Source organism: Bacillus sp. NEAU-CP5 (assembly GCF_026420705.1).
Lineage (GTDB): Bacteria > Bacillota > Bacilli > Bacillales > Bacillaceae > Bacillus > Bacillus velezensis.
Genome location: NZ_JAPMOV010000001.1, coordinates 604,506 through 628,952 on the forward strand (window position 1 = coordinate 604,506; position 24,447 = coordinate 628,952).

25 protein-coding genes and 2 pseudogenes are annotated in these 24,447 nt (G+C 44.6%); 8 read left to right on the plus strand and 19 right to left on the minus strand.

Going from position 1 to position 24,447, the window contains the following annotated elements:
* Nucleotides 1–189: 189 nt before the first annotated feature.
* Nucleotides 190–649 (minus strand): annotated as a pseudogene (locus tag OTK50_RS02305) (TlpA disulfide reductase family protein).
* 287 nt (nucleotides 650–936) lie between these two features.
* Between OTK50_RS02305 and OTK50_RS02310 the strand changes: the two are divergent.
* Nucleotides 937–1,743, plus strand: coding sequence for a mechanosensitive ion channel family protein (locus tag OTK50_RS02310; protein WP_007611108.1), 807 nt, complete (start codon nucleotides 937–939; stop codon nucleotides 1,741–1,743).
* Nucleotides 1,744–1,776: 33 nt separating this feature from the next.
* Here the strand turns inward: OTK50_RS02310 and OTK50_RS02315 are convergent, their stop codons facing one another.
* The 14 genes from OTK50_RS02315 to fadH all read right to left on the minus strand — a co-directional run bounded on the left by OTK50_RS02315 (nucleotide 1,777) and on the right by fadH (nucleotide 12,067).
* Entirely contained in the window at nucleotides 1,777–2,022 is a 246-nt protein-coding gene (locus tag OTK50_RS02315; RefSeq protein WP_003154596.1) for a YkuS family protein, read from the minus strand.
* Between the two features lie 60 nt (nucleotides 2,023–2,082).
* On the minus strand, nucleotides 2,083–3,207 hold the full coding sequence (locus tag OTK50_RS02320) for an N-acetyldiaminopimelate deacetylase (protein WP_012117444.1): 1,125 nt from the start codon (nucleotides 3,205–3,207) through the stop codon (nucleotides 2,083–2,085).
* Nucleotides 3,208–3,277: 70 nt separating this feature from the next.
* The gene (gene dapD, locus OTK50_RS02325) at nucleotides 3,278–3,988 is read right to left on the minus strand and encodes a 2,3,4,5-tetrahydropyridine-2,6-dicarboxylate N-acetyltransferase (RefSeq protein ID WP_007409623.1); all 711 of its coding nucleotides are present in this window, start codon (nucleotides 3,986–3,988) and stop codon (nucleotides 3,278–3,280) included.
* A gap of 81 nt (nucleotides 3,989–4,069) precedes the next feature.
* Nucleotides 4,070–4,525, minus strand: coding sequence for a flavodoxin (locus OTK50_RS02330; protein ID WP_032874735.1), 456 nt, complete (start codon nucleotides 4,523–4,525; stop codon nucleotides 4,070–4,072).
* A gap of 26 nt (nucleotides 4,526–4,551) precedes the next feature.
* Nucleotides 4,552–5,445, minus strand: coding sequence for a WD40/YVTN/BNR-like repeat-containing protein (locus tag OTK50_RS02335; RefSeq protein WP_224224223.1), 894 nt, complete (start codon nucleotides 5,443–5,445; stop codon nucleotides 4,552–4,554).
* Nucleotides 5,435–5,908, minus strand: coding sequence for a flavodoxin (locus OTK50_RS02340; protein ID WP_032874731.1), 474 nt, complete (start codon nucleotides 5,906–5,908; stop codon nucleotides 5,435–5,437). The genes OTK50_RS02335 and OTK50_RS02340 overlap by 11 nt, the downstream gene beginning before the upstream one ends.
* 111 nt (nucleotides 5,909–6,019) lie before the next feature.
* Nucleotides 6,020–6,901: a transcriptional regulator CcpC gene (ccpC, locus tag OTK50_RS02345; RefSeq protein WP_007611101.1), complete on the minus strand. Its 882-nt coding sequence runs from the start codon at nucleotides 6,899–6,901 to the stop codon at nucleotides 6,020–6,022.
* A 140-nt stretch (nucleotides 6,902–7,041) separates the two neighbouring features.
* The gene (cbpB, locus tag OTK50_RS02350) at nucleotides 7,042–7,485 is read right to left on the minus strand and encodes a cyclic-di-AMP-binding protein CbpB (protein ID WP_003154608.1); all 444 of its coding nucleotides are present in this window, start codon (nucleotides 7,483–7,485) and stop codon (nucleotides 7,042–7,044) included.
* 143 nt (nucleotides 7,486–7,628) lie between these two features.
* Entirely contained in the window at nucleotides 7,629–7,820 is a 192-nt protein-coding gene (gene abbA, locus OTK50_RS02355; protein ID WP_003154609.1) for an antirepressor AbbA, read from the minus strand.
* Between the two features lie 140 nt (nucleotides 7,821–7,960).
* Nucleotides 7,961–8,479: a ribonuclease H-like YkuK family protein gene (locus OTK50_RS02360; protein WP_007409617.1), complete on the minus strand. Its 519-nt coding sequence runs from the start codon at nucleotides 8,477–8,479 to the stop codon at nucleotides 7,961–7,963.
* A gap of 122 nt (nucleotides 8,480–8,601) precedes the next feature.
* Nucleotides 8,602–8,841, minus strand: a complete 240-nt coding sequence (locus OTK50_RS02365; RefSeq protein WP_003154613.1) for a YkuJ family protein — start codon at nucleotides 8,839–8,841, stop codon at nucleotides 8,602–8,604.
* A 443-nt stretch (nucleotides 8,842–9,284) separates the two neighbouring features.
* Nucleotides 9,285–10,505 carry an EAL-associated domain-containing protein gene (locus OTK50_RS02370; protein ID WP_045207278.1) on the minus strand — a complete coding sequence of 407 codons (1,221 nt, stop codon included), beginning with the start codon at nucleotides 10,503–10,505 and terminating at the stop codon, nucleotides 9,285–9,287.
* Nucleotides 10,506–10,642: 137 nt separating this feature from the next.
* Nucleotides 10,643–11,194 carry a hypothetical protein gene (locus OTK50_RS02375; protein WP_045207276.1) on the minus strand — a complete coding sequence of 184 codons (552 nt, stop codon included), beginning with the start codon at nucleotides 11,192–11,194 and terminating at the stop codon, nucleotides 10,643–10,645.
* Between the two features lie 108 nt (nucleotides 11,195–11,302).
* Nucleotides 11,303–12,067, minus strand: a complete 765-nt coding sequence (gene fadH / locus OTK50_RS02380; protein WP_003154618.1) for a 2,4-dienoyl-CoA reductase — start codon at nucleotides 12,065–12,067, stop codon at nucleotides 11,303–11,305.
* Between the two features lie 143 nt (nucleotides 12,068–12,210).
* Here fadH and OTK50_RS02385 point away from each other — a divergent pair, with 143 nt between their 5' ends.
* The 4 genes from OTK50_RS02385 (at nucleotide 12,211) to OTK50_RS02400 (ending at nucleotide 15,598) form a co-directional block, all read left to right on the plus strand.
* Nucleotides 12,211–13,074, plus strand: coding sequence for a metallophosphoesterase (locus OTK50_RS02385; RefSeq protein ID WP_045207275.1), 864 nt, complete (start codon nucleotides 12,211–12,213; stop codon nucleotides 13,072–13,074).
* A 74-nt stretch (nucleotides 13,075–13,148) separates the two neighbouring features.
* Nucleotides 13,149–13,643 (plus strand): L,D-transpeptidase family protein, encoded by a 495-nt coding sequence (locus OTK50_RS02390; RefSeq protein ID WP_088462390.1) that lies wholly within the window; start codon nucleotides 13,149–13,151, stop codon nucleotides 13,641–13,643.
* Between the two features lie 75 nt (nucleotides 13,644–13,718).
* Nucleotides 13,719–15,011, plus strand: coding sequence for an MFS transporter (locus OTK50_RS02395; protein WP_007611093.1), 1,293 nt, complete (start codon nucleotides 13,719–13,721; stop codon nucleotides 15,009–15,011).
* A gap of 122 nt (nucleotides 15,012–15,133) precedes the next feature.
* Complete coding sequence (locus OTK50_RS02400) at nucleotides 15,134–15,598, plus strand: YkyB family protein (RefSeq protein WP_003154622.1); 465 nt, start codon at nucleotides 15,134–15,136, stop codon at nucleotides 15,596–15,598.
* A gap of 43 nt (nucleotides 15,599–15,641) precedes the next feature.
* On the opposite strand, the gene cheV is transcribed toward OTK50_RS02400, so the two are convergent.
* A complete protein-coding gene (gene cheV, locus OTK50_RS02405; protein ID WP_038457848.1) occupies nucleotides 15,642–16,553 on the minus strand; it encodes a chemotaxis protein CheV in 912 nt (303 codons plus the stop codon).
* A gap of 188 nt (nucleotides 16,554–16,741) precedes the next feature.
* Between cheV and OTK50_RS02410 the strand changes: the two genes are divergently transcribed.
* A complete protein-coding gene (locus OTK50_RS02410; RefSeq protein WP_007409608.1) occupies nucleotides 16,742–16,903 on the plus strand; it encodes a hypothetical protein in 162 nt (53 codons plus the stop codon).
* Nucleotides 16,904–17,103: 200 nt separating this feature from the next.
* Nucleotides 17,104–18,317: pseudogene (locus OTK50_RS02415) on the plus strand (aminotransferase A).
* Here the strand turns inward: OTK50_RS02415 and OTK50_RS02420 are convergent.
* Nucleotides 18,298–20,118 carry a PAS domain-containing protein gene (locus OTK50_RS02420; protein WP_045207272.1) on the minus strand — a complete coding sequence of 607 codons (1,821 nt, stop codon included), beginning with the start codon at nucleotides 20,116–20,118 and terminating at the stop codon, nucleotides 18,298–18,300. The pseudogene OTK50_RS02415 and the gene OTK50_RS02420 sit on opposite strands and share 20 nt — an antisense overlap.
* Nucleotides 20,119–20,295: 177 nt before the next feature.
* A complete protein-coding gene (locus OTK50_RS02425) occupies nucleotides 20,296–22,428 on the minus strand; it encodes a peptidoglycan D,D-transpeptidase FtsI family protein (RefSeq protein WP_045207270.1) in 2,133 nt (710 codons plus the stop codon).
* A gap of 337 nt (nucleotides 22,429–22,765) precedes the next feature.
* Between OTK50_RS02425 and OTK50_RS02430 the strand changes: the two genes are divergently transcribed.
* A complete protein-coding gene (locus OTK50_RS02430; RefSeq protein WP_014417601.1) occupies nucleotides 22,766–23,542 on the plus strand; it encodes a CAP domain-containing protein in 777 nt (258 codons plus the stop codon).
* Between the two features lie 35 nt (nucleotides 23,543–23,577).
* Here OTK50_RS02430 and OTK50_RS02435 read toward each other — a convergent pair whose 3' ends face one another.
* On the minus strand, nucleotides 23,578–24,444 hold the full coding sequence (locus OTK50_RS02435; RefSeq protein WP_045207267.1) for an NAD(P)-dependent oxidoreductase: 867 nt from the start codon (nucleotides 24,442–24,444) through the stop codon (nucleotides 23,578–23,580).
* Nucleotides 24,445–24,447 lie beyond the last annotated feature (3 nt).

Here is a 24,447-nt window from a genome sequence, read left to right on the forward strand (position 1 = left end):
ACTATAATATGTAAAAGATTATGATATGGATAAAACAAGCGGTACAGCGTGTTTACGGCTGTTTCTCTTATTTTTTAAGCCACACATGTCATATTGGAATTTTTTATCCAATAGACACAAAAAAACCCTGTTACCTAACAGCAAAGGGTTTGCGGAACCGAGACAATAGTCCGACGGAGATTGTCCCGATTACTCAGAAGCCTGCTCCGATTCTAAAAGTACTCGGCTGACGCGTTTTTCAAGCATTCTCATCCCGCTTCCTCCCGCTTGAAAATGGCGGAGCTGTCCGCTTTTATCAAAAACGTAATAAGCCGGCACATATTCATTTTCAAATGCTTCAGTCAGCGGTATGATCGCTGTCGACGTAAATCGGCTGAGAGATATCGTGTGCAGCCGCTGTTTTCTTGATTTTCTCAAGATCAAGATCGTCTTCGGAACGGGGCATGTGAACGGCCACCACATTCAGCTGATCTTTATATTTATCACGAAATTCGTTCATCTCAGGCATCGCTTCTTTACACATGCGGCAGCTGGCGGACCAGAAGTGAATCAGTGCCGGCTTTCCGCCGACCAGCTGTTCCTTCGTGACTTCTCTGTTAATCCATGCTTTAGCGCCTGTCAATTCAGACATTTGCTGACGTAATTTCATCTTATTTCCCTCCTTATCAAAAAGGTTTTTTGCCGGGGCTTTCAGTTTCGCCGGGCAACGTACTCCTGTTTTCCCTCCAAAGGATATGATTTGGCTGAATCACCATGTTAAAATGAGTGTGGCGATTTCTTAGTTCATATCTTCACAAAAATGATGATATTGAAACCGGCAATATGAACAAATCATAAATGAAATAACTGATTTCTATTAAAAGGTTTATTTTATTTTAAAAACGGGTATATCACTTTTAGCTTTTTCTGCAATAGACTTGAAAGGAAGACATCACTATGATTGATTTAAAACACTTTGATTGGGCCGGGCTTCTCACATCTGCCGGGATTTTCATCATAAAGCTGGCTCTCATTATTTTAGCGTACTTTATTTTCCGGACGGCAGGAAAAAAGCTGATCAAGCATCTGTTTCAGAAATTCGAGCAACAAAACAACCTCTCCAAAGGCCGTGCTTATACTTTGCGAAGCCTCGCGCTTAATGTATATGGATACATCCTGATTTTCGTTTTTATCGTAATGATTTTAGATTTATTTCATTACAATCCGAGCGCTCTCATTGCCGGCGCCGGCGTGGTCGGTCTCGCAGTCGGCTTCGGGGCTCAGGGGCTCGTCAGTGACATCGTCACCGGATTTTTTATCCTTTTGGAAAAACAGATCGACGTCGGCGATTATATTACGGTTGCCGGCTACAGCGGCATTGTCGAGCAGGTCGGTCTCCGTACGACGCAAATCCGGAGCTTTGACGGCACGCTTCACTATCTTCCCAACCGGGGCATTACGAATGTGAGCAACCATTCCCGCGGAACGATGCAGGCGCTTGTCGATATTAAAGTGCCGCTTGAAAAAAATCTTGATGAAACCATTCAAATCCTGCAAACCGCGTGTGACAAAGCAGCCGCTGAGCTCCCGCAGATTAAGGAAGGGCCGGACGTCATCGGGGTTCAGGATTTAAGCTCGTCAGAAATGGTGCTCAGAATCATTGCCAAAACTGAAAATATGGAGCAATGGCGGGTTGAACGCGTACTGCGGAGAGAAATAAAAATCGCGCTCGACCGTTTTAAAAACGCCGCATCCGCCGAATAGAAAAACCGAAGCGTAAGCTTCGGTTTTTTCTTTTTAATGAAATTTTTTTTCCACTTCGCTGCAGATTTCGTCGGCGGTCATTCCGGAAGCCGTAATGACGGGAGCCTGAGTTGACGTATCGGCAATTCCTTGGACATTGCTGTCAAGTCCGGTTACGACACAGCAGTCACAATTCTTCGCATCCTCAGGAGTCTTCATCATCACTACGTCATATCCTTTTTGTTTTAACGCCTGTTCTACATCCGATAAAGATTGTTCAATTCCAATTTTTTTCGTCATATTGAACACCTCCGTTATGTAGAATGCTCAATTTTTGTTAGATTATTCTTCTTTTCGGATTTAATTGGCATACTTCGAAAAATATCCGACCATGACATTGACCGCGGTTTCCATCGCATCTTCATCCGGGTTCAGCTTTGCGTGATGAAGCCCGTGGGATGAATCGGCCCCCAGCCAGAACATAAAGCCGGGATATTTTTTCAGCATGTACCCGAAATCTTCTCCGGTCATCGCTTCTTTCGCCGTTCTCACGTCAGCAAGCTGATGATCGCTGACAAATTGCATAAATTCTTCGGTCAGGCCGCTTGTATTATAAACTTGATGATAAACGGACGGATATGTAACTTTTCCTTTGCATCGGAAGCCGATTTCAATTCCTTTGACAAGCTCTTCAATCCGCTTTTTCACCATACGCATTGATTCCTCGGAAAGCGTCCGGATGGTTCCCTCCAGATGAGCATGCTCTGCGATGATATTTTGCGCCGTGCCCCCGGTAATCGTTCCGACAGTGATCACAGCGCTGTCAAGCGGATCCGTATTTCTGGATATGACCGTCTGCAGCTGCGTGACAAGCGTGCTCGCGGCGACGACCATGTCGTCTGCTGTATGCGGATATGCCGCATGCCCGCCTTTCCCCTCGAGATCGATGACGAGTTCGCTCGTATTGGCAAACAGCAAGCCGCTTTTGGTGGAGATTGTGCCTACAGGAAGCTCAGGTGCTATATGGAGAGCGGTAATCAAATCCGGCGTCCATTTTTTCAGCACATCGCTTTCAAGCATCGGTTCCGCTCCGCCCGGTCCTTCTTCAGCCGGCTGGAATAAAAAGAGCAGATCATGTTTGACGGGATGATGGACAAAATGATCAATAATGCCGAGCGCGATGGTCATGTGCATATCGTGGCCGCATGCGTGCATAAAACCGGGGTGTTCAGATGCAAACGGAAGCCCCGTCTGCTCTTCAATCGACAGAGCGTCTATATCCGCTCTGTAGGCGAGCATTTTTTCCGGAGCCGTGCCGTTGACTTTGACAAAGATGCCGGTTCTCCAAGTTTCGATTTCAATTCTTTCCTCCGGATATTGGTTCAATAGATTCAGCAGGTACTGTTGGGTTTTATATTCCTGAAAGCCGATCTCCGGAATGCGATGCAGATCTCTTCGGATGGCAATGAGCCGCTCTTTTTCCATATGTATTCCTCCTTGAGATAAGAATAAGGCGTGGATTTTATCATCCACGCCCATTCTATCAAACCATTCCTTACAGCTGGCGTAATTCCTGTTTGATTTCTGTTTTGCCTTTTGTTTTTTCATCGATATCTTTGATTTTTTTCGCAGGTGTTCCCGCTACAACGGTATATGGCTCGACGTCATTTACAACGATGGCTCCGGCAGCGACAACCGCGCCTTTACCGATTGTTACGCCTTCAAGCACAACCGCATTTGCGCCGATCACAACGTCGTCTTCCACGACAACAGGCTTAGCGCTAGGCGGCTCAATAACGCCCGCTAATACAGAACCCGCTCCGATGTGGCAGTTTTTGCCGACAGTCGCGCGTCCACCGAGAACAACGTTCATATCAATCATCGTACCTTCGCCGATGACTGAACCGATATTAATAGATGCACCCATCATGATAACGGCATTGTCGCCGATTTCGACTTGGTCGCGGATAATAGCGCCGGGCTCGATTCTCGCTTTAACATCTTTTAAATCAAGCATCGGGATCGCAGAGTTGCGGCGGTCATTTTCAATGACGTAATCCTCAATTTTGTCTTTGTTTTCTTCGATTGCGCTTTTAATTTCAGCCCACTCGCCAAAAACGACGCCGGATTGGCCGTTCAGGAATGTTTTAGCGGAATCGCCAAAGCTGATTCCTTCGAGATCGCCTTTTACATACACTTTTACAGGCGTTGATTTTGTACTATTTTGAATAAATGAAATAATTTCATTTGCATCCATCATTTTCATATGTATTGTCCTCCTCTGATTTTCTACCTCATTACTGTAACAAAGGAAGGATACAAAGACAAGAAAAAAAGGAACAAGCCTTTATTCTGCCGGCTGGCTGCACAGCGCGGCAAACTGTCTTCCGAATTCCCGGAGCTCTTCTTCCTCACTGCCCTCAGGGTTGTTTTCAATTTTGACCGACGGCAGCACCACCCGCCCGCCGCGGGCCGTGATTACTTTTTCCAATTCGTCAAGCGCTCCGCAAAAAAACTCATAGGACGTATCTCCGGAACCGAACAAAGCAAATGTTTTTCCCGTAAACTCCAGGTTTTCCATATCTTCAGCAATATCGAGCATTTCATCAGGAAGATCCCCGTCTCCCCACGTATATGTGCCTAATAAAATATACTCGTAATCATTAAAAAGTTCGGCATGAATATCCATCGCTTCATATCTGTCTACGGATGCTTGTGCTTCGATCAGCCCTTTTTCAATTAAATCCGCCATCGCCTCGGTGTTTCCTGACATTGTAGCGTAAACAAGCAATACATTCCCCATCTTCGTCTCTCCTTTATGCATAAAAACTAATGTGCGAGCCGTACCGCCTCATACGGTCTGACAAACTTACTTTCGTAAAGGCCCGCGCAAAAAAAGTTTTCTTCCCGGTTGGCCACCCGCCATCCGTGACCGCGGATCGTATCAAACCACTTTAATTCACCGGCGGCGAGATCAGCTTGATAAATACGCGAAAATCCGTTTTCGTCCTGTGACGATGTGACATAAATAACCCCGTTATCCTCAGAAACGTCGAGAAATGATTTTTCCCGTACGGCGGGCCCGGCTGTAATGGCAAACTCCTCTTGCGTCCGCACGTTTCGGACGGCAACCTCGCCCCGTTCTCCCTTTGCCGCGCCCTTTACTGCAATGAGCCAGTCATTCTGATACATCATCATTGAAGCCGTCATGCGCTGCCTTTCGCGGCTTATACGCCGGATGCGGTCTTCCGTCAGATCATACGCCCAAATGCCGCCATGATTCATATGAATCCGGGTGCCGATATAAATCGTCTGACCGTGTAAACAAAGCGAACGGATGACAGGCGGCTCCTTTAATTGTGAAAAGGGCTTAGCCACATGCCAAGTGACGCCGAAATCATCAGATAAGTAGAGGCAGTATGCGCCATGCGCACAGACAAACCCGTCATTCCGCCCGGCAACGGCCCATACGGAGGCGCTGGTCGGAAATCGGGAGGCCGTCCAAGTCTTTCCCTGATCGGCTGATCTGAGGACGGCGCCTTTTTCTCCAGCGGCGAATATGTAAGGCCCTATGTAAGTCAGCACATGAACCCTGCTTTTCACTCGGAATAGTCTTTTCCAGCCTTCTTCCGCGGAAAAATGAAAAATACCTTCGTCTTTCACTGCGACAAAATATCCTGAAGTCACTGATGCCATGACAGCCGTCGCGCCTTTATGAAACATGGCACCGGTCTCCGTGGTGAGCGGCCCATGCAAGAAAACCGCGGACAAATTCTTTGCAGCATTCTTGATCTTCAGCCGTCTCGGGCGCCAGCTCGATTTTCAGTGTTTCCGGATATAAATTGGCTCCGGCCTGTTCAAACGCATCGTAAAACAGCGTGACCGCTTCGCAAAACTTCGGGTAGGCGTGATCGCCTGAACCGAAACAGGCCGTTTTCAGTCCGTTGAGCTGGCTGTGCAGAATATCTTCGTAAAAATCTTCCGCTTCGTAAGGAAGATCACCGTCCCCCCATGTGTACGTGCCGACAAAAACATAATCATATGCTTCGAGAGAATCCGCACCTGCTTCGTCCATGTCGAGACAGTCAACTGCTATCTGATGCCCGCTCAGTGTTTCTTTTATAATGCCGGCAATATCCTCTGTATTTCCCGACATGCTTGCATATATCATTAATGCTTTCTGCATATGATCACCTCGTAATTGATAATGATTTTCATTAACATATATAACACTTTAAATGATAATGATTTTCATTGTCAATAAAAAATAAAAAAAGACAGCATGATTGCTGTCTTTCTAAAATGGGCGTTCCTGCTTCAGCATATCTTTAATAACAGAAACAAAAGCCTGCACCTGTTTTAATTCAAATGCCGGCTCATATCCGAGCAGCCATGTGTCACGGCCGATCGGATGGTCCTTTGTATCAAGCAGGGGCATTTTATTTACTTTATCTTCCTCTTCTAAGGTGACTGACGGCAGAATGGCATAACCGATCCCGTGCAGCGCCATCTGCTTGCACGTTTCAATCTGATCGACGAGGATGGTCTGTTTCGGCGAGGTTTTGAATTTTTGATGCCACCAATGCTGAATTTCCTGAAAATATGTACTGTCACTTTTGAATTGGATAAACGGCCGATCGGTATGGGCTATATCATCAATACAGGAAATTTCCGTATCGACCAAATATAAATGATCGGTCATTAAATAATCTTTCCGGCCTTTCCATTCCGGATTTCCCCGGATAATGCCGATATGTACCTGGTCTTCATACAGACTTTTCAGCATTTCGCTGCTCCACCCTGTAATGAGAGAGACCTTTGCATTCGGATATCGTTCCACATATGTTTTTAACACTTTCGGAAGCCAGTGCTGCCCGATAATGGAGGCGACGGCAAGCTTTAATGTGCCGTGAATCTCACCCTCAAGTTCATCAATGTTTTCTCTGATTCTTTCTTGCCGATCCGTGACGTCATTTGCAAATTGTATGATTTTTTCTCCTGCCGGCGTTACCGTAAGTCCTTTTTGAGATCTTAGAAAGATCTTTGTTCCCCAGGCTTTTTCAATGGTCTGCAATCGCTGGGACAGAGCCGGCTGTGACACGAATAACCGTTCGGCAGCCTTCCTCATGTTTAATTCCTCAGCTAAAACTACGAGCATATGAAGCTCTTGAAGCTGCATGTCGTCCTCCTTTTCAATGCCTTTTCGTATTTCTTATCTACCATTCTAATAAAATAAAGGCTGCCGAGGCAAGCGCCACTCATATGTATGCGTTTTCTTTTTCCGGCATGCAAAAGAACAAATAGGCTGATCGTGCAAGCCTACTTATTCAATGATCTGATATGGCTGCTCAACTGTTTTAACACGACTCTTCTCGTGAAAATGCCTTCAAAGACGCCTTCATCATTTTCAACGCAGACAAAGCCGTTGTTAATGACCATGCTGAACCCTTTGATAATCGGATCATTGATGTGGAGACGGGGAATGTCTTTCAGCATGACTTCCTCAACCGTAATTTGATCCAGCTTCTCAAACTCGATCCGTTCAAGTCCGAAAATGCTGTTCATAATCATATTTGTCCCGATCAAACCGTGCAGACGGTACGAAGCGTCAAGGACGGGAATGGCGGTATAGCCGGTTTTCGTCAGCACTAATAGAGCATGCTCAAGGTTGTTTCCGACTTGAACGTGCGCCACTTTATCCGCCTCGATCATAAATTGTCCGACTGTTGCATCAAGAAGCTGATCTGATTGTAAGCTAATCATGTCACTTCGACCCCTTTACATTTTTCATCAAAGCATGTATTCCCTATATTGCAATAATATAAACATTATCATTTTTTGTCGAAAAGTTTCCGTCAATAAAAAAGATACTCTTTGCAATCGAGTATCAATTTATAGGCCGCTGATTAATTTTCATTCCGAAAACGGTCATAGAGCGTTACGAGTTTTTTATAAGTGGTTCCATCAACGCTTTTTGACCCTGCTTCTATATCGTTGATTTCGCTGGTCAAAAGCTCAATGGCATATTCTTGATTGATCAGGATATTCAGCAGAAGTTTCTGTTCTTCTTCCGTAAATCGTTCACTGATAAGACTCATACGTAATCAGGCCCCCTATTTTTAACTGAATACCTCTGAAAGCAATGTGAAATTTGCTTTCAGCTCTACCGCTAGAATAAGTAAACAGAAAAAAATCGTCAACCGCATAATTCGACATTTTGCGGATTCTGTATGAAATATTATTTTGTGTAACGATTGGCATAACTGAATGCTGTGCAGGAATCAGGCTTGATTTTCGCTTCAATGCCCATCGAGGTAATGCGGCCGGTCATTTCTTGTATCAATTCTTTTGTCAGCCCTTTTTGACCGATATCCAGATGCACTTCAAATGAAAGATCCGCCCCTTCATCCGTAAAAGGCAAGAGCAAATCTGTCAGTTCCATAAGACGGCCGTCGAGGATATGCGCTGCCATCTCCTGGCTGAACGCGGTTTCCAGCGAAATTTTTTCGCGAAGGCTATGTATCGGTCTTGCAAGATCATGATTTTTCAAACAGCCCCAAGCTCCCTTGCCTGTACGGTGCAAGTGTATAGCCGTAATAAACTTTGTGAAGTCGCGGTAAACTTGTGAATCAGTCCCTACAGACAGCACGTATGCTGAACGGGGGTCTTTATTGACAAAGCGTTTCAGCCGCTCCGTCACGTCTTGAAAGGTCATCTGTGCCTCAGAAAGATTATAAAACAGAAAAGAATCAGCCATGTACGGACACTCCTCTTTCCAGAGTCTACAACCAAACGAACAAGCACGTTCCTTTGCATAATTTAATAAAGCTCCGCTTGCGGAAGACCGGAAGCTTGGTCAGCCTGAAAAATCAAATCAAATTACTGAAGGAGCTCAAAAATTTCAATAGAAATCATGTCAATGTTATCAAACGGATATGTGTTAGGTTTTTCACCTTTTTGGAAAACCGTCAGTTCAAACGTTTGATTTTTTTCGAAATATTTAACACTGCAAATTTTTTCGCCGTTAACTTCAAAATAACGCTGCATCGGCTCGTTAGCCGCTTCCGCTGTTTCTTGCAGACTTTGCAGCCGCGTGATGATACCCATTAATTGTGACATTCTAAAAAAAGACTCCTTTCAAAAAACAACTTCAAATCAACAAGTATTTATTATAATACAAGTTCTACAGAGCATCATACCATAAAGTAGACCGGGATGGCATTTTCCCGCTGGATTTTCAAAAAGAAATAAACGGGAAAACCGTGTTTTCGAATAGTTTGAAGCTTTTTTCGGAATGTCATACACCTTTCAAAAATAATTTTTCGCTTTTTGAGCCGCCATTGTCAGATGTATGTGAGGAGAAGCCCTTTTATGAGGAAACAGCATAAAAAAACTTGGCGGGGGTAGCGCCAAGTTTTTTCGGATCTTGATCTGATAGAGGGGTTGGGGAACAGAGAGTAACTTCTCTCTATAACCAAATGATAATGATTATCAGTATCATTGTCAAACGTTTTTTAAAACTTTTTTCAAATGAACAAAAAAAGCGGCATACAGCAGCCGCTTTAAAGTAATCCGTCCTGTTCATATAAATAAGAGTAAGGCAGATCGATAAATAAATACATATTGTCATCCATCGGGTATGAAAAGGTTCTGATCATCTCACCTGTCTCAATATCACTGTACAGGTCACTGAAAAAGCCTTTTCTTGAATTCCGCATCTTCATGATGTTTTCTAAAAAGTACGGACGCCAGCTCCAGTTTTTCTCCATGTATTCAGGCTGATAAAGCCATTCGCCGGACTGCTTGAACACATTTCCCGTCAGCTGATAGCCTTCTTCATCACACATATAAATTCTGAAGCAGCAGTCGGACAGGTTTTCCGCCAGTTTTTTAATAAACTCATCGTCCGCCTGATGGGTTTTCTTCAGCTCGGAAACTGCCTGATTGACCCGCTTATAAAAATTCTCAGAGTGTTCATAGACCGTTTCCAGCTTCTTTTTTTCTCTCGTGATAAATTGCTGAAACTCCGTTTTCAAGCGTGCTTTTAACAGGCTCCGGTCTATAAAATCGCCGCTCGGCGCCTGCAGATAATAGCCTTGAAAAAATCGGCCTCCGTTTCTCCATGCGTACTGGAGCTGGAAATCAGCTTCTATATCTTCATACAGCAGCGCGGCGCCGATTTTTCTCGCCAGCAATGAAATGCTGTACAGCACATGCTCATATGATGGTGACGGCTGAGATACCTTCAGCGCCTGCAAATCTATTTTCAGAAGGTCCGGTGAAAGGAGCGCGATTCTGTCCAGGTTGCTGCTCTCCTTACCTATATTGTCCACCGCGATTTTAATGCCGTATGTACGATAGTAGGCAAGCATATGGTACAGCTGTTCAATGTCGCCTTCGAAATTGTGCTCGGTGATCTCAAGCACAATACGGTTCAATTCAATGCCCTGCTCTTCGTATTCTTTCAAAAGCTCAAGAAAGCTTTCGCCGTGGTCAAGCATCAATACATTCGCATCCTGATTGATAAAAATCAACAGATCACGATCAGCTTCTTTAAACCGCTCCAGCGCCTGCCTGATGACTCTGTCATCGACCTCAAGCTTATATTCTTCCGGAATGCCGGAATCTAAGAAAAACGGCCCAAGGCTCTCAATCTCCGCATCTGCCAAAATCCGGCCAAGCACTTCGTAGCCTACGACTCTTTGTTCCTCAGCGTTAAAAATCGCTTGGTAATACGGAATGACATCTTCAATATTCGTCAGTATATCAAGTGGGTCCAACATGTTATCACCTGCTTCTCTATCTTTGTCTGATTATACACAATTATATCAGCACCACAAATGTTTAGATTAGGGGAAAAGGAGGCAGTATGGCAGCAGCTTAAAATAAAAGGGGAAAACTTTTTAAGATACTCTTCCGGTTAATTAAGGACGTTATTCATTTGTTTCACAATCACAAATAAAAGTATAAATATAAGAGCATTATAACCGGCAGCTGTCCAAAAATAATGGCTCCAATCAATTCTGTTATATATCCAATCATCCTCATGTTCCAACTGAAAGAAAGTTCCTTTTTTATCTAAAGTGCCAAATGTAAGAGTTGTTAACCCGCCAACACTCTTGGAAACGTCAACTCCATACATTGAACCGGCATGATCAGTATGATTTATTGGCATATACGTATAATCAGATAAAATTGTTTCCGCCAGCTTAGTTGGCAGAGACACATATAATACAGCCGATGTATCGCCTCCGAGCCCACTCAAATACTCCCTGGCTTTAATAAATTTCGTTTCATCAGGAAAATCTATGTGATATAGCTTTTCAAATCTGATTATTTCATCAGATGTAAGATTGGTATTTTGATAATACTCCGGAGTAAAAGCGCAAATGATAAAGTACCAAATATTAAAGATGATAACGAAACTGCTTACAAATAGTACAACGAACCATTTTAATAATTTCCAATTAATCGCCCCTTAATCTTTCAAAATTATATCATAATTTTGAATAGAAAATAAAACAAGCGAGCGGCGGCTTTAACGTTCGCTTGTTTTGCAAAATAATCAATATATGAAAAATTAAAACGGATAAGGATTCAGCCATTGCCCCCCGTCCATTGTGATACAGTCCCCGTTTATGTAGGACGCTTCATCAGATAGCAAAAACGCTGCCAACGCGGCGATTTCTTCCGGTGTGCCCAGCCGGCCGAGCGGCACACTGTTCATAGTGCGGGACACCGCTTTTTCCGATTCAAACAGCTTCTCCGCACCGCCTGTCCGTTCAATCGGGCCGGGGGCTATCGCGTTTGTGCGGATGCCGTATTTGCTCCCCCATTCAACGGCCAGCGTTCTTGTCAGTGACAATACCCCCGCTTTGGCTGCAGCGGAATGAACGACACCCGCTCCCGCTCCCCATGCGTATGTAGCGGCCATATTTAAGATGACGCCCTTCTGCTCCTGCTCGATCCAATGCCTTGCCGCGGCTTGGCTGCAGAAAAATGTGCCGTTTAAAACAATCTCAATAACAGCTTTCCATCCATTGGGCGTCAGCTTCTCTGCCGGGCAAATAAAGTTGCCGGCCGCATTGTTAATCAGCGCATCAAGCCGGCCAAAGACTTTTTTCGCTTCTGTAATCATGTCTGAAGCGGCGGAATCAGAACGGACATCCATTTGAAAACAGGCGACCTGCCCCTCAAAGGTCTCAATTTCTTTTTTTGTTTCCTCAAGTGCTTCATGGTTCCTCCCTGTCACCATGACGTGCCATCCTAATTCAGCCTGTTTTTTCGCCATTGCTTTTCCCATGCCGCTTGAACCGCCTGTAATGATTACCGCTTTCTTATCCATAACAAACCCACCCCTTTTATTGAATGAATAATCATTCATAATTTTATCACAGATGTCTTTCCGCGTCATTACATGCTGAGAAGGGATTTTTCAGCCCGGCTGATGATATAATAGAACAACTCTGACAAAGGTTGGTTTTACATATGGAGAAAATGACCAGAAGAACATTTTTAAAAAGAGGATTCGGCATTTTGGGTGCAGCTCTCGCAATGGCTTGCGGAGGTTACGGCTATGCCCGGTATATTGAACCGCGCATGATTGAGGTCACCCGGCATACAATCACCAACCGTCTGATCCCCCGCGGCTTTGACAATTTTAAAATCGTTCAATTCAGCGATACGCACCTCAGTGATGTGTTTACATCCGGTGACATGAATAAAGCAGCGGAAAAGATCAATCAGCTGAAACCCGATTTGCTCATCTTTACGGGAGATTTAATTGATAAGCCGCATTTATTTAATGATCACCAGCATGCACTCGCCGTGCTGCAAAATCTTGAAGCTCCCTTCGGCAAACTTTGTGTTTACGGAAACCATGACCACGGAGGCTACGGTACGAACACGTACAAGGCTCTGATGGAAGCGGCTGATTTTCAAGTGTTTCGAAACGGCTATCGTCAGGTGCAGCTGACAGACGGAAGCCGGATTGAACTCGCGTTTTTGGATGATGTAATGCTCGGAAAACCCGATTATGAAGGCACCCTGTCCCGCCTTTCCGAAGATGCGTTTTCCATTTTAATCGTCCACGAGCCTGATGCCGCTCTCAAGATAGGCGAATATCCCGTAAACCTCCAGCTGTCGGGACACACTCACGGCGGCCAGGTCCAGCTCCCGTTTTTCGGCCCTCTCATTACGCCCCCTTACGGAAAAACGTATACCGACGGCATGTATACGCTGCATGACACAGCCGTTTACGTCAATCGCGGGCTCGGTACGACAAGACTGCCGTATCGATTTTTAGCCAGACCGGAAATCACGCTGTTCACATTGAAAACCGAACAAAAATAAGACTTTTATCCTGATGCACAGACACCCCCTCCGTAATATGTATATGGAAAAGAGCAAAAAGGAGGGTGATGAAACTGCTGACATATCAAGTGAAACAAGGAGAAACCATCTCAAGCATTGCGCAAGACTTCAGAATAAGCACTGCTGCTCTCCTTCAGGCAAATCCCTCAATCCAATCGGTCATATACGCGGGACAGCATATTATCATACCGAATCTTCCCGATCCATCCACCATTCCCTACTCCATCATCGTGTATATCGGAGCGAAAAAACTGGAGTTATACCGCCTTGGCAGGCTCATCCGTACGTACCCCATCGCAGTCGGAAAAATATTGACGACCACGCCGACCGGAGAATTTTACATCGTGAACCGCCAGCCTAAGCCCGGCGGCCCGTTCGGCGCTTATTGGCTCAGCCTCTCTAAAATTCATTACGGCATTCACGGAACAAATAATCCTTCCTCCATCGGCAAAGCGGTATCAAAAGGATGCATCCGGATGTATAATCAGGACGTCACTGAACTTGCCGCTACCGTTCCTAATGGAACAAGAGTGACTATTATAAGATAGAAAGATCTTATTTGTTAATGGAACGAGCTGATGATAATATATTACAGTGGGACCTTTAGGGTAAGGAGCGTGTTTATGGATATATTTAAAAATCGCAATTTTGTCCGTCTCTTTTTCGCAGCACTCGCTTCTCAAATGGGAACGACTGTAGGTAATATGGCTTTCGCTTTTTACTTGCTGGACCATTTTTCAAACCAGCCGGCATACACGACTTTGGCTGAGCTGATGTATTCACTGCCGACAGTTTTCGTATTTCTGATTGTCGGTGTCGCAGCTGACCGGCTTGACAGGAAAAAGGTCGCAGAGAATTGTGACTGGATCAGAGCCGGACTGACGATCGTATTGTTTGCCGCATTATACACCGGGAGCATCCCTCTCGTGTTCTGTATTTTGTTCATCAGAAGCGCCGTGACCAAGTTCTTTTTCCCGGCGGAAGCCAGCCTTGTACAAGCTATTCTGCCTAAGGAGCATTACGCGAAAGCGGCGGGACTTAACCAGATCCTGTTCAGCATCTTCATGGTATTCGGCGTCGGTATAGGCGCGTTTATGTATAAAACGATCGGTATTCACGGAGCCATTATCCTTGATTTTGTCAGCTTTATTGTATCAGGCTTTCTGATCCGCGCCTGCCGCATTCCGAAAGAAGCCCGTCAGCCGAATGGCCCTTTTAAATGGGGAGATTCGTTTCTGAAAGACTCGGTCGCTGATTTTAAGGAAGGGATCGTATATATTGTTAAAAACAAATTGCTTGCTTCCCTTATTTTCGGCTTTTTTATCTTTGGTTTTGTCAACGGCGGCTTTGCCGTACTGCCGATGTTTACGATGAAATACGGACTTGCGCCTGATCATTACGAATCACATACTTCCATCTTCACCGTCGCACTCGGCTTCGGCCTGCTTGCAGGAAGTGTGATCGGAACGATGATCGCAAAAAAAGTCAAACCGCATCATTTGATGTCGATTCCTATTTTGGCAGCCGGACTGCTCATTTTTGTCCTCGGCTATACGGATAAGCTGTGGATTTATTATGCGGCGGCTTTCGTCCTCGGCATGTGCATCGGCCCTGTCAATATCGCCATCGGCGGCTGGATGCCGAAAATCGTTCATCCGAAAATAATGGGCCGGGTCAGCGGCTGGCAGGATCCTTTTATGATGTTTGCCCAATCGATTACACTCGGACTGGTTGCCCTGTTATTTCCGAAATTCGTTACCAATATTGATTACCTTTATTACGGCATGGGAATCGTGATTTTAGCGGTATTTGTGTTCTATTTTATCGCTCTTCCGAAATACAGCGCCGAGGCAGCAGAGGTCGATGTGCAGCAATCATTAAAGGCTGATTCCGAAAAACATGCGAATCCTGTCTAATAAAGGAAAAAGATGCGCCCTTTTCATCAGAAAAAGGCGTATTTTTATAATCAATATTTGCATTTCAACGCTAAAAAAGTATAATCTATATATGAACTTGATCAATGCAAAGGAGAGAAATAATGGACGACCACGCTTATTCGAAAGAGCTGCAGCCAACCATCGAGAATCTTTCAAAAGCTGTTTATACTGTGAACCGCCATGCAAAAACCGCCCCCAACCCTAAATACCTTTATCTGCTGAAAAAACGGGCATTACAAAAGCTTGTGAAAGAAGGCAAAGGGAAAAAAATAGGGCTTCATTTTTCAAATAATCCCAGGTTTAGCCAACAGCAGTCAGACGTACTTATCTCTATCGGAGACTACTATTTTCACATGCCTCCAACAAAAGAAGACTTCCAGCATCTTCCGCATTTAGGTACGTTAAATCAATCGTACCGCAATCCTAAAGCACAAATGTCTTTGACAAAAGCGAAAAACGTATTGCAAAAATATGTGGGCTTAAAGGAAAAACCGCTTGCCGCCAACAGGCAGCAGCCCGCTTATCATAAACCCGTATTTAAAAAACTTGGTGAGAGTTATTTTTAATTCCGCCGCAAAAAAAGCCGATGCGTCATGCATCGGCTTTTTTCTATTCAATCACGTACGTATCCACTTTTTTAATGAGCTCGCTGATTTCAGGCTTGCTGATCTGTTCATCCGCTCCGACTACTTCGCCCCGGTGGCGCAGGTCGTCCGTAATCAGGGACGAGAAAATCATAATCGGCACATCAGAGCTTTGCGGGTTATCCTTAAGGAGCTTCGTCAAACGATGCCCGTCCATTTTCGGCATCTCAATGTCACTGATAATCATGTCAATATGGTCTGACAGGTTTTCTCCGTTATCCGTCAGTTCCACGACGTAATCATACGCTTCTTTTCCGTTTTCAAACGTAACGATTTCACTGTACCCCGCCTCAGTCAGCTCATCCGTCAAAAGACGCATCAGAAGCGGCGAATCTTCAACGATGATCAGTTTTTTACCCGCCCGTCTTTCATCAAATCCTTCCTGATGGACATGATAAGTCTCAACTCCCGATGCCGATTCAATATCGTAAATGATCTTTTCATAATCGGGCAGAAAGATCATCGTGTCTTCCAGTTTGATGATTCCCGTTAAATGCCGCTCCATGCCCTGGTTCAGGGAAGTCGGCTTTTCAATCGCCTCCCAGGACACCCTGTGGATTTGTGAAACGGAACCGACGTGAAAGACGATTTTCCGTTTGTTGAATTCCGTTACGATATATTTATCGTCTTTTGCTCCTTCGGCATCAACGCCGAAAAAGGAATACAGACTGATGACGGGAAGAATTTCGCCTCTCAGCTTAATCATCCCTTCTACGTCTTTATGAGACTGAGGCACAGATGTGACCTCTACCGGCTGAATGATTTCCCGGACTTTCATCACATTTATGCCAAATGTATTGACGCCTACTTCAAATTTGACGATTTCTAATTCGTTTGTGCCTGAATCCAATAAAATATCGTATTGTTGTAAAGACAATTCAATCCCTCGCTATCCGCATTCAGTATTGTACTGTATATATCGGCTGGAAACGGAAAAAGTGAATGTATTCGGTCCAACTGGCCATGAACTCTTTATAAAAAAATGCTTTTTTCTGATATCCCATTGACTTTTTGACATCGAGTGGTAAAATAGTCAAGGATTTTTCAGGAAGAAGGGTGTAATAAATGGGTACAGTAGTCATATTCGACCAAGATCAAATGACGGTGTTAGAAGATATCAGCAAAACGGCTTACCTGCAAATGAAAAAAGAGGCGAAAGAGCGTCCCGACAAGCCCGCTCCATACATCTTATGGCGGGAAGACGTCAGCTTTGAATACGGGTATTAATGACATTCGCCACATATCACAATAGATAGATCATGATACAATGAAGACAATCATTTCAGCTGGTTGTCTTATTTTTTTCTGAAAGAAGGTATGTTTTCACATATCGGACATATACTCGGGATAGTTCAATAAAAAGATGACAAATGCTCAGCTAGTGGTAAAATAGGATAAACTCAATATATAGTATAAGGTGATGAATTATGGAACATTTGCTTAATCCGAATGTAAAAGAAATTGAAATTTCAGGAATTCGCAAATTCTCAAATCTTGTAGCTCAGCACGACAATGTCATTTCGCTTACGATCGGTCAGCCGGATTTCTTCACGCCGCACCATGTCAAAGCGGCTGCCAAAAAGGCAATCGACGAGAACGCAACGGCATATACTCCGAATGCGGGCGGCCTTGAGCTGAGACAGGCCGTACAGCTTTATATGAAGAAAAAAGCTGATTTGAATTATGAAGCTGAAACTGAAATCATCGTCACAACCGGGGCAAGCCAAGCGATTGACGCGTCTTTGCGGACGATTTTATCTCCGGGCGATGAAGTTATTCTCCCCGGACCGATATATCCGGGCTACGAACCGATCATTCGCATGTCGGGCGCCGTTCCGGTCCATGTGGATACGACGACACACGGATTTAAGCTGACGGCGCGGCTCATTGAAGAATCGCTGACACCAAAAACAAAATGCGTCATTCTTCCTTATCCGTCAAATCCGACCGGAGTGACATTGTCTGAGGAAGAGCTGCAAAACATCGCAGCCGTCCTGAAAGGCAGAAATGTTTTTGTCCTGTCTGATGAGATTTACAGCGAATTAACCTATGACAGACCGCATTATTCGATCGCGTCTTATTTGAGAGACCAGACGATCGTTATCAACGGCCTGTCAAAATCACACAGCATGACGGGCTGGAGAATCGGTTTCATTTTCGCACCGAAAGAAATTGCCAAGCACATCTTAAAAGTTCACCAATACAGTGTGACATGCGCGTCTTCAATCTCTCAGAAAGCGGCTCTTGAAGCGGTGACAAACGGTGTTGATGATGCGCTTATTATGAGAGAACAGTATAAAAAGCGGCTTGACTATGTATATGACCGTCTAGTTTCAATGGGGCTTGACGTCGTAAAGCCGTCAGGCGCATTTTATATCTTCCCTTCCATTAAGTCATTCGGAATGTCATCGTTTGATTTTAGTATGGCTCTTTTAGAGGATGCAGGTGTGGCTCTTGTGCCCGGCAGCTCGTTTTCAAAGTTGGGTGAAGGGTATGTGAGGCTGTCATTCGCATATTCACTGGATACATTGAGAGAAGGCTTGGACCGGCTGGAAGCATTTATTTTAAAAACGAGAGAATCCATGCAGACTATTTAAACAACGGCATAACGCCGTTGTTTTTTATTGTTTCGGGAATGTAATATGAAAGGCCGTGCCTCTATCCGGTTTGCTGTCTACTTGGATGGCTCCCTGATGGTTTTTAATAAGGTTGAATGTGACCATCAGCCCCAGGCCGGTTCCTTTTTCTTTCGTTGTCAAAAACGGTTCGCCTATTCGTTTCAGCACGTTTTCCGGTATTCCGTCACCCTCGTCTTTCACCGTCACATTAACGGAATACTCATCTTCTGTCATAAGAATGTGAACCGTTCCCCCATCCGGCATCGACTCAACGGCATTTTTAATCAGATTGATAAACACCTGTTTCAGCTGATTTTGATCACCGTTAATATACATGCTGTCATGTTCATAATCCGTTTTGATAAAAATCCCTTTAAGATTTGCCTGCGTCTCTAAAAGAGCGGTCACTTCACTTATAATTTTCTTTAAGTTTACACGCTCTTTCACGGCGTTTTGCTGAGGTTTGGCAAGCATTAAAAGCTCACTTAAAATTAATTCGATTCTGCTCAGTTCAGAAAACACAATTTCAAAGTAATGTTCGTTTTCCCCCATCGTCGGCTTCATGAGCTGTAAAAATCCTTTGATCGCCGTCAGCGGATTGCGGATTTCGTGGGCGATTCCCGCCGCCAGCTGCCCTGCGATAGACAGCTTCTCCGACTTCAGCATTAATTCCTCCGTCTGCTTCCGCTCAGAAATATCACGCAGAATGACCTGCACGGCCGTTTCTCCGAAAAACGTCGTCGGAATGCAGACCATTTCCGTGTAGATCAGCCGGTTTTTAAAGGTAAACCACGATTGCTTAATAATTTCTGACTCGGTCTTTCGGTTGATAATATTTTGGATCCGCTGTTTCACGCCGTCATGATCACAGGGATGAAGCTGATCATAGACGTTTTTCCCAATTAAATCTTCATATGTTTCAGCCTCAAACAGCGAAATGCCCGACTCATTCATGAATACCCATTTATCATTGTGAATCACAGCGATCGTGTCAATTGAATTCTGAATGAGGAGCTGATAACGCTCTCTGCTTTTTTGCAGAATCGTTTGGAATTTTTTCCGTGAAGAAATATCAATCAGAAGCAGCAATTCCGCCCGCTGATTTTTATATGTCGTCGGTGCCGCCTTCACTTCTAAATGAACGGGCGTGCCGTCAAGCCTTCTCCACGTCTGTTCGATCATTCCGACTTCCATTCCTTTTTGCATCCGCACAATTCGGTTTTTCACAATGTCGTGATACTCTTCTTCAATAAACTCATAACAGCGCCTGCCGATTACCTCGTCTTTGCTTTCGGCTCCCAGCATGGCAAGCATCGCATTGTTGGTGTAGGCGATTGTGCCGTTGATGCTGACATATAAAGGATTCGGCAGCATTTCGACAAGACGCTCGAATTCGCCGTTTCCAGCCGCATCTTCCGACTGTTGTTCTGCCTTTTGCTTCTTTTGTTCATACATATAAGGCCGGCGGGGCGTCTTCTCCTCAAGCACCTTGATTTTGAGGATGATTTCCCGATCCGTCCCCTCCATTTGCGGTGTGACAATTTCCACACCCGCTTCAAGCCATACGATGGTATGATCTTTTTTAATAAGACGAAAGGTGCAAGGCATCAAATGATGCTCATTATAGAAGTAACTTTCAACCAAAAATTGATCTTCTTCATGCAGGAACGTTTTGAGAAATGACCCGATCATCTCTTCCTGAGAATAACTGAAATACGATTTGCAATTTGCAGAAATATACATAATACGCCCGTTAGACGTCAAAACGGCATGAAGATCGGTTTTCGATTGAAACTGTTTGACATGCTGAGTATCCTGTTCCACAGAATCCCTCCTTTGCATTATACTCGCACTGCAGGCTGGACACGGACTGATATAAAAAGAAATTCCACTAGATTGATTCGCTAAAAAATAAGCATTCTCCTTCTATTCTTATTGTGAACGTCAATTTTCCTGAATGAAAGAAAGGGCGCACGATATGTTCGGCCGCCCTTTCATTTGTTATTTTTTATTGTATTTCTTTTCAAGTTCTTTGTAAGCGTCAATTGCTCCTTTGGCAATGTTTTTGCTGACATGATCGTGATCATCCTGAACAGTCGGTACGACGACGCTGAATGCCACTCGTGGATGTTCTGACGGATAATAACCGACAAAGGTCAGGTTATACGTCTCTTTCCCCCACCAATTTTTGTTCGTGCCGTAATAGCGCGTCTGCGCGGTTCCCGTTTTTCCGGATACATCAGCGCCGGACCCCTGGAATGTTGAATAAGCCGTTCCTTGAGGTGAGCTTGTAACCAATTTCATCCCTTTATGAACTTGGTCAAAATCGCTCGGGCTGTTATTTACTTTGTTCAAAATTTTACTATCTCGCTGTTCAATCGCTTTTCCAATCTTGTTTTTGCTGTCCGGTTCATGAATGCTTGTGACGATCCGCGGTTGGACGCGATACCCGCCGTTTGCGATGGCTGAAATATATTGAGCCATTTGAAGCGGCGTATACGTATCAAACTGTCCGATCGCAAAGTCAAGCAGCAATCCCCCGACCATTTGCGGATTTGACTGCATGCCCGCTGATTCCTGCGGAAGATCAATCCCGGTCTTCACACCCAAACCGAATTGGGCGTAGTAGTTGCGCATTTTTTTAATATCGTCTAATCCGGCAGGCAGCGTGCCGTACGGCCTGTAGTTAATGCCGGCGATATGCATGGCCACATGAAACATATACACGTTTGAACTTCTTTGCAGCGCGGTCAGCTCAGTAATGGCTCCCATTTGTGTCCACGATTGTTTTCTCGTTTTGCCTTTAAATACAAGCGGTGCATCGACAAACGTTTTATAATGCGGGAGGCCGCTTTGGTAACCTGCGAGAACAGTCGCTCCTTTAACAGAAGAGCCCATCTCATATTGGGTCGTAAATGCTCCGATCGCAAAATCCTGTGTTTTATTTGTTTCGAGATCGATGCGTTTCCCCGCCATTGAGAGAATATCCCCGTTGTTCGGGTCCATCATGACGGCAAATCCTCTGTCAACCATATAGTTGCCTGCGGCGCGGCTTCTTCTCAGCTCTTTTTCAATGACTTTTTCGACTTTCGACTGTAATTCCATATCGAGCGAGAGTTGCAGATCGTAGCCTCTGCTGCCTTCATCGACGGGCTTTTGGCTGACGACCTCACCTTTGCTGTTTTCCACATACTCTACTTTTTCTTTATGCGCGTTTAAATAGTCCTCATACTGATATTCGATGTAGCTTTTTCCCACCCGGTCATTCAGTGAGTAGCCTCTTGTGACATAGTAATCTTTCCGTTCGCCCAACAATCCCTGTTCCGGTGTCGTCACACCGCCGAACAGAGAGTACAGCGTTTTGTCGTATGGATATTTTCGCGTCCAGTCATTGATCACGTCAATGCCGGGGAGCTCTTTCAGGTGCTCGGATACGACGGAAACTTCTTCATATGTCAGATCGCTTTTTGGTTTTTGCTTGTTGTTTTCATGCTCGTCAAGCAATGAACCGCTGTTTCCGTTTCCGTTCAGCTTATTCGGGTCCATTGATTTGACGACTTGCGGCTGATAGGCGTTGCCGCTTGAAAAACGCGTATAAATCGCCGCGATTTCCAGCTCTTTTTTATTTTGTTTGATCGCATCAATCTCCTGCTTCGGGACGCGTTCAATCTGGCGTTTGTACACTTCTTGCGGCTTCAGGCTGTTTTCTGAATCCTTCATAAGCTTTTCCGCCTTCTTCGGATGTGCGGCAAGCCAGTAATCAATGATATTTCGATCCTTCATAAATTCAGTATCAATATGAATCAGTGCGGCGAGATTTTTTGCCGTTTTCAATTTGTCCTTTGCCGAGGTTTTTGAGGTGGATACATATACAATTTCAGGCACAGCCTGGTTATCAACCGCCACCCTATTCCGCTTGTCATACATCTTTCCCCGCGGTGTTGGATAATAGGCGGTTTTTGCATTTGCCTTCTCCGCATCCTGGCGGTGTTTATCCCCTTCGACAATCTGGACGATGCCGAGTTTAAAAATCAGTGCCGTAAAGAGAAGAAAAACAATCAAAAAATAGAGATTCATTCTCAGCGCTCTGTAACGTTTCGTTTTTTTCTTTGGTTCGCGCGCAACTTCAGCCACTTTCTGTTACACCTCTCAAATCATTGAATATATTTACATAAACAGATTTTAATTGTAACATTTTTGTAAAAGTTGTTACAGCGAAAACGGGTAAAAAAAACTGTCAAGATCAAATTATCTTAAAATATATCTAACACTTCAAATAATTTGAAGAGATGTAACAGATTTTTAAAAATAAATACAGATCGTTTTTCCCGGTTTAGAGCCATTTTTCTGCGCTCAATTACAATTATGACAAGAGTTTGTTGTCAAAGGAAATGGCTGCCTGCATTATGACAAAAAAGCTGTGATAAGATTTTTCATGTAGAAAAAAACTTCTCTGGGAGGCTATTAACTTATGAAAAAAGCATTTCTCTTATCTGCCGCCGCGGCAGTCAGTTTGATTACATTCGGAGGCATTCAGCAGGCATCTGCAAAAGAGCTGTCATGCCAGCACGTCGTTACTGTGAAAAAAGGAAACACCGTACAGCATCTGACTCTTCAAGAGGCTGTTGAAAAACTACATATGAAAACGAGCGTGAAAAAGCTGAACGTTAAAAATGAGAAAGAGCTGACTCAGCTGCTGCAAAAACACGCAAAGCATTCTGACATGACAGTTAAAGACGTTCAAAAAGAAACACCGGCAAAAACGGCTCCGGCAGCTGCCGAAAAACCGAAAGCCGATCAAAACCAGACGGCTGACAATGCAAAGCAGACAGATAACACAAACAACAGCAGCGAGAAAACTCCTTCATCTGTCAGTGCGTATGAAAAGAAAGTCGTTGAATTGACAAATGCAGAGAGACAAAAGCAAGGCTTAAAACCTCTGCAGATTGATGAAAAATTAAGCAAATCAGCTCACGCAAAATCACAAGATATGAAAGACAAAAACTATTTCGATCACCAAAGCCCTACTTACGGCTCACCTTTCGATATGATGAAGTCTTTCGGAATCACTTATAAAACTGCCGGTGAAAATATCGCCAAAGGACAGCCGACTCCTGAAGCTGTCGTTAAAGCTTGGATGAACAGTGAAGGCCACAGAAAGAACATCATGAATCCTGAGTTCACTCAAATCGGTGTCGGTTACGTAGAATCAGGAAACATCTGGACACAGCAATTCATCGGAAAATAAATAATAAAAAAGATTGCCCCTGCGGGCAATCTTTTTTATTTCACCCAAAGCTTATAAATACTTTGAGTTCCGCTGTTTTCTTCACCTTGCGCGGAAAGCTTGTCGTATAATGATTTGGCAAGCGCCAATCCGGGCATTTCTTCTCCCATGAGCTCCGCTTCTTCTAGGGCAATTCCCATGTCTTTAATAAAGTGTTTCACGTAGAATCCGGGCGCAAAATCGCCTTTCAGCATACGGGGGGCGAGATTTGACAATGACCAGCTGCCAGCCGCTCCGGTTGTAATGCTTTTCAGCACTTGTTCCGGGTTCAGACCGGATTTTTCAGCGTAAGCCATCGCTTCAGCCACTCCGACCATTCCCGCTGCAATCGCGATCTGATTGCACATTTTCGTATGCTGGCCGCTGCCGGCCGGCCCTTGATACTGAATGTTTTCCCCCATAACGGAGAAAAGCGGCAGGCTTGCTTCAAACGCTTCTTTTTCTCCTCCGGCCATAATGGCAAGCGTTCCGTTCCTCGCGCCGATGTCTCCGCCGGAAACAGGTGCATCCAAGGCGTGAATGGACTTTTCTTTGGCTTTCTCCGCTATCTTCTTCGCCAGAGACGGTTTTGATGTCGTCATGTCAATGACAAACGCCCCTTCTTTTGCGTGCCGGAGAATGCCGTTTTCGCCGAGATAGATTTCCTCGACATCACTCGGGTAGCCGACCATGGTAATAATGATGTCAGCTTTCTCCGAAAGGTCTTTGACCGTCTCCTGCCAGACCGCTCCCTTATTCAGAATCTCTTCCGCTTTTTGTTTCGTCCGCGTGTAGACTAAAACAGGATAGCCCGCTTCTAAAATGTGCGATGCCATACTGTTTCCCATGACACCTAAACCGATAAATCCGACCGTTTTGTTCACTGC